The sequence below is a fragment of the Streptomyces sp. NBC_01320 genome (genome assembly GCF_035974375.1).
GTDB lineage: Bacteria > Actinomycetota > Actinomycetes > Streptomycetales > Streptomycetaceae > Streptomyces > Streptomyces yanii.
The window spans coordinates 2,498,585-2,514,050 of record NZ_CP108390.1; the positions used below are offsets into that span (position 1 = coordinate 2,498,585).

Below are 15,466 nucleotides of genomic sequence, written 5' to 3' on the forward strand. Positions count from 1 at the left end.
CGCTCCGCGGGCGGCGAGCGGGTGGGCCCGGGCGCTGCTACATCCAGTTCCGGCGGGCGGCCTGCCACGCCAGCTGCATTCGTGTGGTCGCGCCCGCGACGGCCATCATGGCCTGGATACGTCGCTGCACGGTGCGTCGGCTCAGCCCCATCTGGCTGGCTATGGCCTTGTCGGCCACACCTGCGACAAGGAGTGACAGCAGCTGACGATCCGTCGCCGACAGCTCGTGTCCACGAGCGGCCCCGTCCGTGCCGTCGACCGTCCCGGACTCACTCACGTGCAACGGTACGGCGTCCACCCAGTAGCGCTCGAACAGAGCGACCAGGGCCTCCAGCAGGTTGCTGCCGCGGACCAATGCTGTGGTCGGCTCTTCGGAGCTCCCACCGGGGCCGCCCGGCACCAGGGGACAGATGGCAATGGCCCGGTCGGCAACGGCCAGCCGCAGCGGAAGGTGCGGGACCGCACGGGCCATCTCCCCCGCTCGTACGCCGTCGGCAACGTTGTCAACAGCACCGGGGTCGTCGAAGAACGCCCGTTCGTACAGGACGCGGTAACGCACGCCCCGGGCGAGAGCGTCGAACTCGGCCTGGTTGCTTCCCGAGGGCATAGCCACGTACTGCGCCTTGCAGAACCACAGCATCTCGTGGCGCGTGCTGTCCTGGATCTGGCGCAGATGCTGGCGCAGCCCTTCGGCGCCGGTGATGACTTCGATCAGCTGGTCGGGGTCCCTTCGACGCCTGGTACGCCGGTACGTCTCCAGCAGATCAGTGACCGCCGCGCGGGCCTGGTCGAGGGAGTCGGACTGCCTCTGGAGGTGCGGCAACAACGCGACGTCCGGAGGATTGGCGACGAAGCTGCGGGGTGTGCGGTCCGTCCCGCTGGCCAGCCCTTTGGCTTTGAGCGCCGCGAGCACGCGCTCAACTTCCAACGGCATCAGGCCGGATTGCTTCGCAATGTCGTCAGCCGACGCGGTGGGCATCGTCACGAGAGTCCGGTAAACGGCTTCCTCAGCCGGGGTGAGACCCGCTGCCTCCAACATCGTGTTCCTTTCCGCCCCTGCTGACGGTGTACAGGGCGAGAGGACGAGTATGTCGGAAGCGCCCGACAACCATGCCTTGCCGGAACGGGATCGACAACAGGCAACCGCACTATACGCCCTGATCGCGCCGCAACCGAAGGCCCTGAAGGGCAGCGGGGGCGGGGGCTCATGTGCCCCGGTGCCCGCCCCCGGCGGCCTCTGCCGTCGGTCCTGTCACGCCCTCTTCACCGAGCGAGCAGGTGCGCTCGACGGTCTGCCGAACACTGCTACCAGCGCTGTCCGTAGCAGTGACACGCAGGGGCACGAACAGGTCGCCCCCACAGTCGCGGAGGCCGCGCGTCCGTGACGCTGACCCGGTTCTGACCGACGACCCCGACCCGGGTCTCATCGGGCCAGGTCCTGCCGCCGTGTTGGGCTCGTCGACAGGCACGTCGTAGTCGAGCTGAAGCTGCGGAAGCCTCTTCGCTCCGGATCAGGATCCGTTGGAGTGCCTGGCGGCCTTGCACACGCTGGAAGACGAGGACGTACGGTCCGGTGTCTATGCCGCCTTCGACGGTGCGCCGGAGTTGCTGTCCGCTCTGCCCTCGGGTTGCTGGGGTCTGGTGACGTCGAACTACGAGCACCGGGTGCGCGGGCGGTTCGCCCGGACCGGCCTGCCCGTTCCCGACGTGCTGGTGGATGCCACCGCCGAGGAAGGCAAGCCGTCACCGGTCCCCTACTTGCTGGCTGCCGAGCGACTCGGGGCCGGGCCTGAGCACTGCCTGGTCATTGAGGACGCGCCGTCCGGTGTGAAATCCGGGCTGCGTGCCGGAATGACGGTGTGGGGAGTCAACGCTCCAGTTGCGGTGGAAGGTGTGCACCGCCACTTCGGGAGCCTGCGCGAAGCAGTACCCGAAATCCTCGCTTTCACCACCGCAGCTCCCGGGGATTCTGCGGTCTGAGCGAACCGTCTGAGGGCGGCGCGCGCCGGCGCCGGACACATCGCTGGGGTCGTTGAGCTCCCGCTTCACCGAGCCGGTCGGCGAGAGCCCGAGCGCGTACCGGGCCCGCTGCCATGACGAGGGCGCCGCCCTCCCGGCCTGTGTCACCAAGATCCACACGTGACCGGTCAGGAATGGAGAAGCGAAACCCGGCCCCCATCCGTAGCGTGAAACGCATGGAGATCAAGCTTTCACAGTGCTTCATCGCCGTCGACGACCACGACAAGGCGCTCGCCTTCTACCGGGACGTTCTGGGCCTGGAGGTGCGCAACGACGTCGGGTTCGAGGGGATGCGCTGGGTGACTGTCGGCGCGCCGTCGCAGCCGGACGTGGAGATCGTCCTCGAACCGCCGCTCGCGGACCCGAATGCCTCACCCACCGACAAGGCGGCCATGGCGGAACTGCTGGCGAAGGGCCTGCTGCGCGGTGTCATCTTCAGGACCGACGACTGCGACGCCACCTTCGAGCGCATCCGCGCTGCGGGTGGCGAGGTGCTGCAGGAGCCGATCGACCAGCCGTACGGCGCCCGCGACTGCGCCTTCCGCGATCCCTCCGGCACCATGCTGCGCTTCAGCCAGCCTCGCAGGCAGTGAGCTCCGGTCCCCCGGACCGGGCGCTACCCGGCCTGCGAACCCCGCGCCGCAGCCAGGCCCCGCGCGAGGTGAACGAGATCCCCGACCGCGAGCTGATGCGCGACGGCCGCTGGTTGCTCTGACGCCTCGGCCGGGCGCGCCGCGTGGCCGGGTCCCAGAGGCGTCACGGGCCGAAGCGGCGTGGACGCCTTGGTTCTTGCGCCGAGCGCGGCCCCGGCCGACGCCGGCGATCTGGTAGACAGCGGACCGTTGCCGCAACCGCGCCGACGAAGGAGAACCAGGAGTACTCCTCGAAGCTGGTCGGATCGAGCCAGGCGACACCGACGGAGACCGCGAAGGCGGCCTCACCCCACAGATGGAGAAACGATAAGCATGGCCAAGAGGACGGACACACAGTCGACTGCGCTGCACGGTGCCGACAGCCACGATCTGATCCGCGTGCACGGCGCGCGCGAGAACAACCTCAAGGACGTCAGCATCGAGATCCCGAAGCGCCGGCTGACGGTGTTCACCGGCGTCTCCGGCTCGGGCAAGAGCTCTCTGGTGTTCGACACGATCGCCGCGGAGTCGCAGCGGCTGATCAACGAGACCTACAGCGCCTTCGTGCAGGGCTTCATGCCGACGCTGGCGCGGCCCGAGGTCGACGTACTCGAAGGCCTGACGACCGCGATCATCGTCGACCAGCAGCGGATGGGTTCCGACCCCCGCTCCACGGTCGGCACCGCCACCGACGCCAACGCGATGCTGCGCATCCTCTTCAGCCGACTCGGCAAACCGCACATCGGCCCGCCCAGCGCATACGCCTTCAACGTCCCCTCGGTCCGGGCGAGCGGTGCGATCACCGTCGAGCGCGGTGCCAAGAAGGCGGTGAAGGCGACGTTCACCCGCACCGGCGGCATGTGTACGCGCTGCGAGGGCCGGGGCACGGTCTCCGACATCGACCTCACCCAGCTCTACGACGACTCCAAGTCGATCGCCGAGGGCGCGTTCACCATCCCCGGCTGGAAATCGGACAGCTTCTGGACCGTGCGGGTCTACGCCGAGTCGGGCCTCCTCGACCCGAACAAGCCGATCTGCAAGTACACCAAGAAGGAGATGCAGGACTTCCTCCACCGGGAGCCGACCAAGGTGAAGGTCGAGGGCGTGAACCTCACCTACGAGGGGCTGATCCCCAAGATCCAGAAATCGTTCCTGTCCAAGGACAAGGAGTCGATGCAGCCGCACATCCGGGCGTTCGTGGAGCGGGCGGTCACCTTCACCACCTGTCCCGAGTGCGACGGCACGCGGCTCAGCGAGGGGGCCCGGTCGTCGAAGATCAAGCGGATCAGCATCGCCGATGCCTGCGCGATGCAGATCAGCGACCTGGCCGAATGGGTCAGCGGCCTAGACGAGCCGTCGGTGGCGCCGCTGCTCGCCGCACTGCGGCACACTCTCGACTCGTTCGTGGAGATCGGCCTCGGCTACCTCTCGCTCGACCGGCCGTCGGGCACGCTGTCGGGCGGCGAGGCGCAGCGCGTCAAGATGATCCGCCACCTCGGCTCCTCGCTCACCGACGTCACCTACGTCTTCGACGAGCCCACCATTGGCATGCACCCCCATGACATCCAGCGGATGAACGGCTTGCTGCTGCGGCTGCGGGACAAGGGCAACACGGTGCTTGTCGTGGAGCACAAGCCGGAGACGATCGCGATTGCCGACCACGTCGTCGATCTCGGCCCCGGCGCCGGTACCGCGGGCGGCACCGTCTGCTTCGAGGGCACGGTCGAGGGGCTGCGGGCCGGCGGCACCATCACCGGCCGCCATCTCGACGACCGGGCCGCCCTCAAGGACACGGTGCGGACGCCCACCGGAACGCTGGAGATCCGCGGCGCGACGGCGCACAACCTGCGCGACGTCGACGTCGACATCCCGCTCGGGGTGCTCGCCGTCGTCACCGGTGTCGCCGGCTCCGGAAAGAGCTCGCTCGTGCACGGGTCGATCCCCGCCGGCGCGGGTGTGGTGTCGATCGACCAGAGTGCGATCCGCGGCTCGCGGCGGAGCAACCCGGCGACATACACCGGACTGCTCGACCCGATCCGTAAGGCGTTCGCGAAGGTCAACAGCGTGAAGCCGGCGCTGTTCAGCGCCAATTCCGAGGGAGCCTGCCCCAACTGCAACGGCGTCGGCGTCATCTACACCGACCTGGCGATGATGGCGGGCGTCGCCACCACCTGCGAGGAGTGCGAGGGGAAGCGGTACCAGGCATCGGTGCTGGAGTACCACCTCGGCGGCCGCGACATCAGCGAGGTGCTGGCGATGTCGGTGACCGAGGCCGATGAGTTCTTCGGCACCGGCGAGGCGCACACGCCGGCCGCGCACCGCATCCTCGGCCGGCTCGCCGACGTCGGGCTCGGTTACCTCAACCTCGGCCAGCCGCTCACCACGCTGTCCGGCGGCGAGCGGCAGCGGCTCAAGCTGGCCACCCGCATGGCCGACAAGGGCGGCATCTACGTCCTCGACGAGCCGACCACCGGCCTGCACCTCGCCGACGTCGAGCAACTGCTCGGCCTGCTCGACCGGCTCGTCGACTCCGGCAAGTCGGTCATCGTCGTCGAGCACCACCAGGCGGTCATGGCGCACGCCGACTGGATCATCGACCTCGGTCCCGGCGCCGGCCACGACGGCGGCCGGATCGTCTTCGAGGGCACACCCGCCGACCTCGTCGCCGCCCGCCGCACCCTCACCGGCGAGCACCTCGCGGCCTACGTCGGTATCTGATTGAGGCTCTCGCAGACGCCGTGAGACGAGTTCTTTCATCTCGTTGAACTCACCCCACTCGGTGTCCCACAACGATCGGTCAGGACCGAAGACTGCGACGCCACCTTCGAGCGCATCCGCGCCGTGGGTGGCAAGGCGCTGCGAAAGCCGATCGACCGGCCGTACAGCGTCCGCAACTGCGCCTTCCGCGATCCCTCCGGGACCATGCCGCGCTTCAGCCGGCCTCGCAGGCAGTCAACTCCGGCCCCGCGAACCGCGGCGCTACCCGGCCGGCGAACTGATGTCGTCGCACACCGCGTCGGCGTGGTGAATCAGCGTGCGGCGTCTGATGCGATGCATCACAGGGCAGAGGGGCGTCCGCATATGGGATGTATTCGGGCGTTCCGACAATGGGGCGAGGTGCCGTAACCGAGCCGTGTGCCCGCCAGGGATGACGGGACATCTCTCATCACCGGCCCTCCCGTCCGCGCCGCGGACCCGGCAGACGGACTCTTCCGGAACACTCTGGCGAACCGGCAAGGTGACGTTCGTCCGGAAACCCGGAACCCTGAGGAAGAGGAACGGAAAAAATGATGCCGGGCCACGCGAAGAGATAGGGTTCGGCCAAGTAGCGCCAGGTTTCATGGCTGCCGGCATAGGCGGCTCGAGCAAATCCCCAAGGGGCCCCTCCCCCGCCGGTTCGCCACCGATGCTCCGACCCGGAGAATATCTCGCCCTCTCCATCTGATTGAGTCTTCCTGGAATTTCGCACACGGGAATTGCTGGTCCAACGATCACGTCTACCGTAGATTGCGAGAAAGCACTCCAGCAGGGTCGTCATTTCACGTACTCCTCACCCGGGATCGCTTCTCACCTCATCGGTGCGTCACGGATCGCTACAGCGGTGAAGCGGCACACCTTCCAAGCGAACCCCTCAGACGGACGGCAGCGACGGCGCTGAACAAGCCGCAACTTCCGGGGAGTCCGCAGATCGGTGCGGTTACGCGGCATGCGGCGAGCGATGCGGGACCTTGAATTCCGGCACCACATATCCATCGTCGCACTCAAGCCGCCATATTTCGCGCTCCACATGCAGCGCACCCCGCAGGCAGGGATGCCGTCAATTCAGATGCGAATCGACGTGGGTCCACCCGTCTGGGCCGCCACCGCCGGGTCGTCGCGCGGTCAACGGTCCGGCTCGCCGGCTGCCGTCGTCTCCGTAGCCCCTGTGAATGCAAAGCCGACCCCTCGGCGGGCGGCCCCGGGCGCCGGGCATACGGGGCGGGACTGTGCGGCGCAGGAAACGGGCCGAACACGTCCGGCCCAGCACCTGCACCTGCAGATCCTTCTGCAGGAGGGCCAGGCGGGGCACATCGTATCCGGCGTCCACCACGCTCAGGACGTCCGGCTCGCCGTCCTGCCACTGCCCGGCCGCCATCAGCCGCTCGACGAGTTCACGCATCGGAAGCGCTGCGGCTCGACGGGGCGAGAAGCGCACGCCGAGATCCACAACATGGCCCACGGCGTGGATCGCGGCAGGGGTCGACACATGGCCGCCTTCGGCCTCACACCGACCCTCGTCCGGATCTGCCTCGCGTCGTGGCGGGAGTTCTCCTCTTGCAGGGCAACTACCTTGACCGACGTGTCGACCCCGAACTGACGGGCCCGCCCGGCATGGAGCCCCATCGGCCCGTCAACGCCCAGGTGCCGAGACCATCGAGATCGGCGTGAGGCCGGGGTACCGCAGGTGAACCGCCCGCCTCTCGGCCCAGTACGGCACCGGTCGGATCAGCTGCCGCACTCGGCGGCCGCAATCGTCGCACGGAGCTGCTGTGCGTAGCCGGCAGCCGTGAAGTCCGAGCTGACGCCGTCGACCAGGACCAGATCACTGATGGTCCGGTCCGTGCGCAGATGAATGATCTTCTGATACTCCGGCGAGTGGTACCACGCCTGCGCCGTCTCCATGTCAGGGAACTCGATCAGCACCACCGAGCCCGGCCAGGCGCCCTCGAGGACCTGAACCTCGCCGTCAATGGCGAGCCACTTGCCTCCGTAGTGCGCCGTGGTGGCCTCGACCTGCTCCAGATAGGCCAGGTTCTCCTCCTGCGGCATGCCAGGGATGCGCAGGTGATTGACCAGATACGTCGACATGGATACCTCTCCTCGTGACGATGCTCAACACCGGAGGCGGGCGCCGGATGCCAACAGCATCACGCCCCGACCGGTCCAGGAGTGAACCCCGCTCCGCGGCAAGGCCGTCATTGCAACGCACGGACGACGACCAGAAGGGCCAGTCGTTCCGTACGACACCGCGCCCTTCCTCTTCCAGTCTGCTCTCGAACCCTTGAGAAGGACCGCCGGCAGCCGGAGCGCCGACCGGACCGGGTCGCGAGCGTACGTATCCTGCGGGAGGTGGCAGTGCTCGCCGACGACGGAAAGCTCAGTCCCCTCGTCGACCCGCGGCGCTTCACACTCCGCACGACCGCGGAGGCCCACGGGGCAGCGGAGGGCGGCTCCGCGAAGGGCAAGGTCGTCATCGGCATCGGAGACTGATCCCGAGGTCGATCGGACCTGCCCCGGGACAGACAGCCACGTCCCGCGGCCGACCCCACCCATGCGATCGGCGCGTTCACTCATCGGCCCCGAAATCCCGGTGCCACAGGTCCAGTTGCGATCGAGAGTCCCGCCGTCATGGGCCAGGTGCGCAGCGCGGCGGCGGCCTACGCGACCGACGGCCACGAGCCCGCGGCCATCACCGATCGCACCAGCGGGCTCCTGGCCGAAATCGATCCGGACCTGCTCGTGACGTGCTTCGTCCTCCGCTTCGACCCGGCCGACGACGTCTCCTGGCAGAGAGCGGTCGCGCGGCTGAGCACCAGCTGCTCCCGCCAGTGACCAACACAGCCGGACCTGGGCAAGGCGTTCCGTGATCGCTTTGACAGGCGTGTTCCTGGTGGGAGGGTGGACGTAGGGAGGCGAATCGCCTCAACGGACGGTGAGCCCCACAACACGGCAGCCGCATCGGCAGCGACAGAGCGCCCGCCCGCAGGGTCCCTTGCGCGGATTTGCTCGCCGGGTGCATTGAAGTTCGGGGTTTCGGCTGCGCCACAATCCGCCCCGCCCCTGGTGCAGGAGCGGACGCGCGCACGCAGCGTGCTGACAGCGAAGGGACCTGTCATGAAGGCACTGGTGTACGAAGGACCGCGCTCGGTGACGGTGAAGGAGGTACCGGACGCGAAGATCGAGCGGCCTACGGACGTCCTGGTGAAGATCACGACTACGAACATCTGCGGGTCGGATCTGCACATGTACGAAGGACGCACCGACATGGAGGCCGGACGGGTCCTGGGCCACGAGAACATGGGTGAGGTAGTCGAGATCGGTGACGGCGTGGATCTGGTGCGGGTCGGCGACCTGGTGTGTCTGCCGTTCAACATCAACTGCGGTTTCTGCCGCAACTGCGAGAAGGGCCTCACCGCGTTCTGTCTGACCACACCGGTCGACCCGACCATGGCCGGCGCCGCATACGGGTTCGCGGGAATGGGACCGTACAACGGCGGGCAGGCGGAGTTCCTGCGCGTGCCCTACGGCGACGTGAACTGCTTGGTCCTGCCCGAGGAGGCGCGGGAGAAGCAGACCGACTACGTCATGCTCTCCGACATCTTTCCCACCGGCTGGCACTGCACCGAACTGGCGAAGGTACAGCCCGGCGACAACGTGGTGATCTACGGTGCCGGGCCGGTCGGCCTCATGGCCGCCTTGTCGGCGAACCTCAAGAGCGCGGCCAAGGTGATGGTCGTGGACCGTCACCCGGACCGCCTCGCGCTGGCCGAGGAGATCGGGGCAATCCCGATCGACGACTCCAAGGCCTCGCCCGTCGATCAGGTCAATGAACTCACCAACGGCCTCGGGGCGGACCGGGGCTGCGAGTGCGTGGGCTACCAGGCGCACGACCCGCAAGGCACCGAGCACCCCAACCTCACGCTGAACAACCTGGTGCACTCGGTGAAGTTCACCGGCACCATCGGCGTGGTCGGGGTCTTCGTCCCCCACGACCCCGGCAGCCCGGACAAGCTGTACAAGGAAGGCGAAATCGCTTTCGACTACGGGCTGTTCTGGTTCAAGGGCCAGTCCGTGGGCAATGGCCAGGCCAACGTCAAGGCGTACAACCGGCAGCTGTGCAACCTGATCGAACAGGGCAAGGCCAAGCCGTCCTGGATCGTCTCGCACGAGCTGCCGCTGGACCGGGCCCCTGAGGGCTACGAGCATTTCGACGCCCGCGACGACGGCTGGACCAAGGTTGTCCTCCACCCCAACGGCTCCTGAACCGGGGCCAGGTGGCCCGACGCAGTCACCTCGCCCGCCCCGAATGCTTCCCGGGTCGAGGCTGGGGAAGGTGCGCGCGGAAGGTGACAGCGGCCGCCGGCCCCACCATGACCTGCGGGTTTCTCGAACCAGCCGGCGCCTCAGGCGTGTGGTGCCTGTTCGAAGCTGAGACGCCGGCCGGTCACAAGGGGAGCAGGCCCACCGGGACGCGGCATCCCGCTCTGCCGACACGACCCGCGACGGCGCGCCTGCTCGTTCTGTCGGCCCCCCATGACGCCTCACCCGAAACGTCGCAGCCGGTTTCGCGAGGCTTCAGCCGTCCGGGTCCGCCCGGCGCGACATGGGGCACCCGGTCAGGCCTGTTCGGCCGGTCTTCGTGGGCCCGCGATGTCCGGCGCGGCACCTCGCCGCGTTGTCGCAGTCGCCCACGTACGCCCAGTACGGGGTGTCCCTCGTGCGGGAAACCCCGGCCCGATTCCGACGGGCCGGGGTTTCCATGTCATGCAGACCCTGCTCTACCACCTGTGGAGGTGGCCCCTCACCACTCCTTGTCGAAGTGGTCCCGGACCACCCGGAAGCTGCCCACGACACCGTTCTTGACGAACACGCCGCCACGGATGTGCTGACGGGTGAAGACACCGTTGCTGGTGCTCCAGGGACCGACCGTCGCAACCGGGGAACCGTTGTCGCAGGTCGCCCCACGGAAGAACTCAACGGTCCGACGGCTGTCGTTACGGACGTTGAAGCTCCGCGAGCCCAGACCGCTCACCACCGTGATGCAGCCATCCTCACCACGAGCCGAGTAAGACCGCTCGTTGATGAAGATCCGGCCCTCCTCCTTGTCGCCGTAGCCACCACGGTTGTTGCCGCCGCCGTAGCCACCGCCGCCGTAGCCGCCCTCGTTCCCCCTGCCCTCGTTCCCCCTGCCCTCGTTGCCCCTGCCCCCGCCGTCGCCGCCGCCGAGGGGGGCAGCGGGGGGAGCGGCCTGCTGGACGGACGGAGCGGCCTGGGTGGACCCGACTGCCGAGGCGTAGGTGATGCCGGTGGTGGCGAGGACCGCTGCGCCCGCTACAGCGGCGGTAACGGCGAAAGTACGCGTACGCGTGGTCATGTCACTTCTCCCTGCTCTCAGAGACGCCGGCTGGGCAGCCGACCTGTGACGAACGTACTGACAGCCTGATTAGCTGTCATATCGGGCATATCGAAGGCGTGGCACCGGAGAGCCAATCGGGTGTAGGTACGGCACATTCCGCAAGGCGAGTCCGGATCTGACGTTCCGTCAAAAAGGTGGATAGTATGACCATCTGGCACATGATTAGGCTTTACGGGCGACATCCTGACGCCCGCTCACCCTGTCGGCAGCATGCCACCGGACTCCGGCACACAGATAACCCCGCCCCCCAGCGCCCTGAACGCGCGTCATCAGCACCCACCGCGCCGCGTGGAATCCTGCGGCGGCCGATCGCATCCCCTCCCGCACCAAGACCGCGGCAGCACGCCGAGCACGTCCTGCCGGAGCCGGCCGCCGCAGCCCTCTCGCCATCCGGCGCGCCGACGCCGCGGTGCCGGCCGGGCCTCACGACGCAGCCCCGTCCGGGCCATCGGCGACATGCCCGTACAGCGGTTCCGGTACGCCCACGACGGCAACGCGGCGGGTCACGTGCCGGACACCACGTGGGCTTGAGACGTGGCGACCTGCGGCGTGCAGTGCCGGGGCAGCCTCCGGGCCGTCCGCAGACACCTCGCATCACCGCAGGCAGGCACCGCCGGAGCGATCGGGGCGGCACACCCAGCCCAGGCAGAATCACCTCATGGACATGCGCCCATGGAAACCCGGAATTCGGCGGCGGAACCGGGCTCCAGTCCGGCGGTACGCGCCCGGAACGCCCTGGGGCGGATGCATCGCGCGTGAGACCAGGTGCTCCTGAGTTCCGCCGGTTGCACGGCGTTCTTCCGGGGTGCGGTGTTCGGCCACAGCCTGCCCGCCCCGGCACATGAAGGTTCGGGGATACCGTCCGGGCGGACCGAGGCGTCGGCGTCGGCCACCCCTCATCCGGCTGACGACATGACCGGAGAGTCGCGCCCTCCGGACGGAGGCCGTCGAACGTGATGTTCAGACGACGGGGGCCGCGCAGGACCGCGTTCTGCCGGTAGGGGGGCGGGTCCTCCACCAACGAGGGTTGTCCAGCCTGCGGGCCAGCGCGGTCAGGGCGAGCTGCGCATCCAGCCGGGCGAGCGGCGCGCCGAAGCAACTGTGGATGCCGCTGCCGAAACCGAGGTGCTTGATGTCCTTGCGGTCCGGGTCGAACCGATCGGGGTCCTCGAAGCGCTCCGGGTCTCGGTTGTCGGCGGCCAGGACGAGCCAGATCGACGAAATGGTGTCGGCCCACGAGCGGAAGCGCGCCTCGTCCTCCTGCGGCACCCCGAGCAGCCGACAGATCACGGTCACGGGAAAGGGGTAGGAGAACTGGTCGACCACATCGATCCGGTCCGCATCCCCGAAGCCGGCAATCAGGTCCGAGACGATCCCGGCGAGTTCGTCATGCATCGCGTGGAAGCTGGGCGGCAGAGCCGTCCCCTCCTCCTGCTCGGGCAAACTCGTCACCGCCGCGCGCGGTGAGGCTGGAGGCGTCTGAGCTGATCCGCGGGTCATGGAGCAGGCTCTGGGTGTCCCAGTACGTACTGATAACGAAAGGGCCGCCGTCCTCTTCTCGCAGCACTGGAGTCTTGCGGAGTTCCGCGTACAGCGGATAGGGATCGGCGCGGTTGGCGTAATCGGTGATCTGGCGCAGGAGCGGGGCTTGCGTCATGACGGGTCCTTGGGGCGTGGGAGCAGAAGGGCCGTGTCGGCCTCGGGCAGCGGGCTGTCGGGCGCCCCGCCGGTGGTCAGTGGTGGGCCGGCTTGAAGACCAGCCGTCGGTCGGCCGGCGAGTAACCGCTGAGGGTGACGGTCGGCCCGTGGGCGGGCAACGAGGGGTCCGGGAAGTCGGCCGGGACGGGCTGCCTGCCCTCGGGACGGCGGTCCACGAGCGAGCGCCAGCGGACCCGTGGGGCCGGGACCGCGGTCAGGACGCGTCCGCGGCATCGGGCCTGGGGGTGCCGCTGACCACGAGAATGTAGCCGCTGACGATCAGGGACCAGGCCGGGAAGACCAGCTCCGCCCAGGCGATGGCGGGCGCCACGAAGAGCAGCGCCAGGGCGGCGAGGAGGCCCAGACGGGTGAGCCACCGCGGAAAGATCCCGAGGCGATGCCCCAAGGTCGATGTCGTGAGCGTGAACACCGCAGCCATCCGCATCGCGTAGTCCGTCAGCATCGTGTACGCGAAGTGGCGGCCGAAGTCCCAGGACGGCAGCCCCGGGTCGTTCCCGGACGGGACTCCGACGGACAGCACGCCTGCTGCGGCCGCGGCCGCCCCGAACAACGAGGCCACGAAGATCAGCCCGCTGCCCAGAAAGACGGTGGCGACGAACTTGTCCTCCGCTTCCCCGACGTGGGAGCGCAGCACGCCCACGAACCACAGAAAGAAGATGCCCGCGAAGGGGACGAGGGCGAGCGCCGTCCTTACCGCGCTCCGGCGCGAGGAATCGTTGAATCCTTCAGCGGTGACCGCGCCCTCGTCCTCGGGGATCGCCAGCCGGATCAGGATGATGGCGGCCGCGAGCAGCACCGCGAAGACAACTCCGGCCAACCCGGCCGCCCGCGGAGTCTGCAGCGCCTGCCCCTTCCTCCCTTGTGGCTCCATGAGCGCTCGCTTCCTCTCCCGGGGGCCCCTGGGACCAGCAAGCAGCCGCCTGCCCGGACGCGCCACCGGAAGACGGCCGAACGGCATACCTCGGCGGACTCTTCGACAGTGCGGTAGCCGAGCGGGAGATGCGCACGCGCCGGTCTGACGGACAGTGCGTACGTATCGGGCGAGCGGGCGGGAAGCCCGTACCGGTGTGGCGCCTATCCCGGGATTTCCGTGCGTTCCCACCATTCGTAGATGGGCAATTGACCCTCGGCGGTCTCCTGGTGACGCGTCGTTGCCTTGAAGTGCTCGTATCCACCGCGGAACGGGATCTTGAGGTCCGGCACGGGTGTGGTGAGGGGAACGATCCGGTCGGGAAGGTCGTCGGGGCCGCCCTCGAGGACTGCCTTCGTTGCATTGGTCATGACGAAAGTCTCCCCGGACGGGGGTCCGGCTTCTCCGTGACGCGCCGAAAGGCCCGCTCCGCGTCCCCTACCGGTATCTCCGCAGCAGCCCTGGGTGGTAGGGAGGGCCCCGGTGGCGCCTGGAGGGCGGGCTCCGGCGCTCTCCCGGTGGAGGCGACGGCGGACGCCGGTCGACGGCGATTCCTCGGCCTCCACGGATTCGCCGCACCAGGACGCGCCTTTGGGCGCCCCCTCGACCCGCGAAAGTGTGGCAACAGGTCGGCCGGCCTCGGCCAGGGGCTTCGACAGCCTCCGGTCGCCGGTCTGCGGCTCGCCGAAGACGCGTGTCACGCGGACGGGCGATGCAGGGCCAGAAGCGCCTGGTCGTCCTGGCGTCTGCCGCCGGCATGACGTCGTACGTCGCGGATCAGTGCGTCGAGGGTCTGTGACGGCGTGGCGGACGTTCCGGTGCGCGTGCCACACCGGAGCAGGATGGGCAGTCGGGTGGTGACGTCGTAGAACGTGCCGGTGGCATCCCTGGATTCGGTGATTCCGTCCGTGTAGCAGAGCAGGGTCGAGCCGGGCGGGAACGAGAAGCTGTCGATGGGGAAGACCCAGTCCCCCAGCGTGATCATCCCGAGGGGTGGCGCCTCCTGCGAGGGTTCGAGGACCGTGGCCGTCCCCTGCGGGTCGAGGAGCAGCGGCGGTGGATGGCCACGGTTCACCACTCGCACGACATTCAGATCGGTGGAGAACTCCGCGACCAGAGCGGTGGTGAAGCCCTCCTGCTGTTCCAGGCCCCCGCGCCGTCCTCCCTCGCGCACCAGCGCACGCTCCAGTGCGAGCACGAGCTGACCGAGGTCCTCGGCCTCGTCCGCGGCGTACCGGAAGGCGCCGATGTCGGCGCAGACGGCGTTCACCGCGCCCAGCCCCTTGCCGCGCACGTCCCCGACCATGAGGCGGGTGCCGTGCGGGGTGCTCTGTACGACGTACAGATCCCCGCCGATCATGGCCTCGTTCTCGGCGGGGACATAGCGTGCGGCGATCTCCAGACCGTCGAGCCGTGACGGTGGGCGGGGCAGAACGGCGCGCTGTGCCACGGCCGCGATGTGGAGTGCACGCCTGGTTCTGGCGTTCTGACGGTGCAGAGTGCGGTTGATGAGGACGGCGAGCACGGTGACGGCGAGGAGAGTGACCTGGTTGGCGACGCCGCGGTGCCAGCCGAAGGTGCCGTCGATCTTCGCCAGTCCGGCGTGTACCGCCATCGACACGAGGCCCACGGCGACAATGCCCCCGGGCATCAGAAGCGGAGCGGCCGAGACCGGCGCTGCCATCAGCAGCGGGGCGGACGTCACATTGGGCGGTGTCGCCAGGTCGGTCACCACGGCCAGCACGATGACACCGAAAGGGATCCACGGGGCTCTCCTCTGCTGCACCACTCCCCCACGTTCCACGGAAGGCGCGTGCGCCGCATCCCGGACGGCGCGAAATGTGTCCCGTGCACAAGGGGCATGGCCATCTCCGGACGGCCCGGCCAACCGGGGGATCCGCATGCATCCTTCGCCTGTCCACTCCTGATCCGTCATCTGCGGGTTGACGGGTGCCGCCGGGGTCGCTCCGGCCCTGGAGCCGGAGCGCGAACCTCCGCCTGCTCGTCGCC

Annotated in this window: 13 protein-coding genes and 5 pseudogenes; 9 read left to right on the forward strand and 9 right to left on the reverse strand. The window is 68.6% G+C overall.

What is annotated here, in order from left to right; translation table 11 throughout:
- Positions 1 to 37 precede the first annotated feature (37 nt).
- Entirely contained in the window at positions 38 to 1,039 is a 1,002-nt protein-coding gene (locus OG395_RS11770) for a helix-turn-helix transcriptional regulator (protein ID WP_327242856.1), read from the reverse strand.
- A 464-nt stretch (positions 1,040 to 1,503) separates the two neighbouring features.
- On the opposite strand from OG395_RS11770, the pseudogene OG395_RS11775 reads away from it, so the two are divergent.
- From OG395_RS11775 to OG395_RS58265, 6 genes and pseudogenes are all read left to right on the forward strand, one after another.
- Positions 1,504 to 1,980: pseudogene (locus OG395_RS11775) on the forward strand (HAD family hydrolase); the annotation flags it as partial.
- Between the two features lie 37 nt (positions 1,981 to 2,017).
- Positions 2,018 to 2,143: pseudogene (locus tag OG395_RS11780) on the forward strand (AraC family transcriptional regulator); the annotation flags it as partial.
- Between the two features lie 52 nt (positions 2,144 to 2,195).
- Entirely contained in the window at positions 2,196 to 2,612 is a 417-nt protein-coding gene (locus tag OG395_RS11785; protein WP_327242857.1) for a VOC family protein, read from the forward strand.
- Entirely contained in the window at positions 2,609 to 2,734 is a 126-nt protein-coding gene (locus tag OG395_RS11790) for a hypothetical protein (protein ID WP_327242858.1), read from the forward strand. Before OG395_RS11785 ends, OG395_RS11790 begins: the two co-directional genes overlap by 4 nt.
- A gap of 250 nt (positions 2,735 to 2,984) precedes the next feature.
- Positions 2,985 to 5,369, forward strand: a complete 2,385-nt coding sequence (locus OG395_RS11795) for an excinuclease ABC subunit UvrA (protein ID WP_327242859.1) — start codon at positions 2,985 to 2,987, stop codon at positions 5,367 to 5,369.
- A gap of 84 nt (positions 5,370 to 5,453) precedes the next feature.
- Positions 5,454 to 5,600 (forward strand): annotated as a pseudogene (locus OG395_RS58265) (VOC family protein); the annotation flags it as partial.
- Positions 5,601 to 6,468: 868 nt separating this feature from the next.
- Here the strand turns inward: OG395_RS58265 and OG395_RS58270 are convergent.
- Positions 6,469 to 6,897: a transposase gene (locus OG395_RS58270; protein ID WP_442818543.1), complete on the reverse strand. Its 429-nt coding sequence runs from the start codon at positions 6,895 to 6,897 to the stop codon at positions 6,469 to 6,471.
- A 239-nt stretch (positions 6,898 to 7,136) separates the two neighbouring features.
- Entirely contained in the window at positions 7,137 to 7,499 is a 363-nt protein-coding gene (locus OG395_RS11810; RefSeq protein WP_327242860.1) for a DUF1330 domain-containing protein, read from the reverse strand.
- A gap of 81 nt (positions 7,500 to 7,580) precedes the next feature.
- On the opposite strand from OG395_RS11810, the gene OG395_RS11815 reads away from it, so the two are divergent.
- The 3 genes from OG395_RS11815 (at position 7,581) to OG395_RS11825 (ending at position 9,674) form a co-directional block, all read left to right on the forward strand.
- The gene (locus tag OG395_RS11815) at positions 7,581 to 7,901 is read left to right on the forward strand and encodes a zinc-binding dehydrogenase (protein ID WP_327242861.1); all 321 of its coding nucleotides are present in this window, start codon (positions 7,581 to 7,583) and stop codon (positions 7,899 to 7,901) included.
- A gap of 120 nt (positions 7,902 to 8,021) precedes the next feature.
- Complete coding sequence (locus tag OG395_RS11820; RefSeq protein WP_327249315.1) at positions 8,022 to 8,243, forward strand: SpoIIE family protein phosphatase; 222 nt, start codon at positions 8,022 to 8,024, stop codon at positions 8,241 to 8,243.
- A gap of 282 nt (positions 8,244 to 8,525) precedes the next feature.
- Positions 8,526 to 9,674, forward strand: coding sequence for a glutathione-independent formaldehyde dehydrogenase (locus OG395_RS11825; protein ID WP_327242862.1), 1,149 nt, complete (start codon positions 8,526 to 8,528; stop codon positions 9,672 to 9,674).
- 538 nt (positions 9,675 to 10,212) lie between these two features.
- Here OG395_RS11825 and OG395_RS11830 read toward each other — a convergent pair.
- The 6 genes and pseudogenes from OG395_RS11830 to OG395_RS11855 form a co-directional block, all read right to left on the reverse strand.
- Positions 10,213 to 10,785, reverse strand: coding sequence for a hypothetical protein (locus OG395_RS11830; protein WP_327242863.1), 573 nt, complete (start codon positions 10,783 to 10,785; stop codon positions 10,213 to 10,215).
- Between the two features lie 976 nt (positions 10,786 to 11,761).
- Positions 11,762 to 12,484 (reverse strand): annotated as a pseudogene (locus OG395_RS11835) (cytochrome P450); the annotation flags it as partial.
- Positions 12,485 to 12,560: 76 nt separating this feature from the next.
- A pseudogene (locus OG395_RS11840) lies at positions 12,561 to 12,701 on the reverse strand (hypothetical protein); the annotation flags it as partial.
- A 38-nt stretch (positions 12,702 to 12,739) separates the two neighbouring features.
- Positions 12,740 to 13,417: a hypothetical protein gene (locus OG395_RS11845; RefSeq protein ID WP_327242864.1), complete on the reverse strand. Its 678-nt coding sequence runs from the start codon at positions 13,415 to 13,417 to the stop codon at positions 12,740 to 12,742.
- A 203-nt stretch (positions 13,418 to 13,620) separates the two neighbouring features.
- Positions 13,621 to 13,827, reverse strand: a complete 207-nt coding sequence (locus tag OG395_RS11850; RefSeq protein ID WP_266978389.1) for a DUF5988 family protein — start codon at positions 13,825 to 13,827, stop codon at positions 13,621 to 13,623.
- A gap of 326 nt (positions 13,828 to 14,153) precedes the next feature.
- A complete protein-coding gene (locus OG395_RS11855) occupies positions 14,154 to 15,245 on the reverse strand; it encodes a PP2C family protein-serine/threonine phosphatase (RefSeq protein ID WP_327242865.1) in 1,092 nt (363 codons plus the stop codon).
- Positions 15,246 to 15,466 lie beyond the last annotated feature (221 nt).

Coding starts and splice junctions, on each gene's coding strand:
- OG395_RS11770 (WP_327242856.1), bottom strand. CDS start 1,039: ATGTTGGAGGCAGCGGGTCTCACCCCGGCTGAGGAAGCCGTTTACCGG.
- OG395_RS11785 (WP_327242857.1), top strand. CDS start 2,196: ATGGAGATCAAGCTTTCACAGTGCTTCATCGCCGTCGACGACCACGAC.
- OG395_RS11795 (WP_327242859.1), top strand. CDS start 2,985: ATGGCCAAGAGGACGGACACACAGTCGACTGCGCTGCACGGTGCCGAC.
- OG395_RS11810 (WP_327242860.1), bottom strand. CDS start 7,499: ATGTCGACGTATCTGGTCAATCACCTGCGCATCCCTGGCATGCCGCAG.
- OG395_RS11825 (WP_327242862.1), top strand. CDS start 8,526: ATGAAGGCACTGGTGTACGAAGGACCGCGCTCGGTGACGGTGAAGGAG.
- OG395_RS11830 (WP_327242863.1), bottom strand. CDS start 10,785: ATGACCACGCGTACGCGTACTTTCGCCGTTACCGCCGCTGTAGCGGGC.
- OG395_RS11845 (WP_327242864.1), bottom strand. CDS start 13,417: ATGGAGCCACAAGGGAGGAAGGGGCAGGCGCTGCAGACTCCGCGGGCG.
- OG395_RS11850 (WP_266978389.1), bottom strand. CDS start 13,827: ATGACCAATGCAACGAAGGCAGTCCTCGAGGGCGGCCCCGACGACCTT.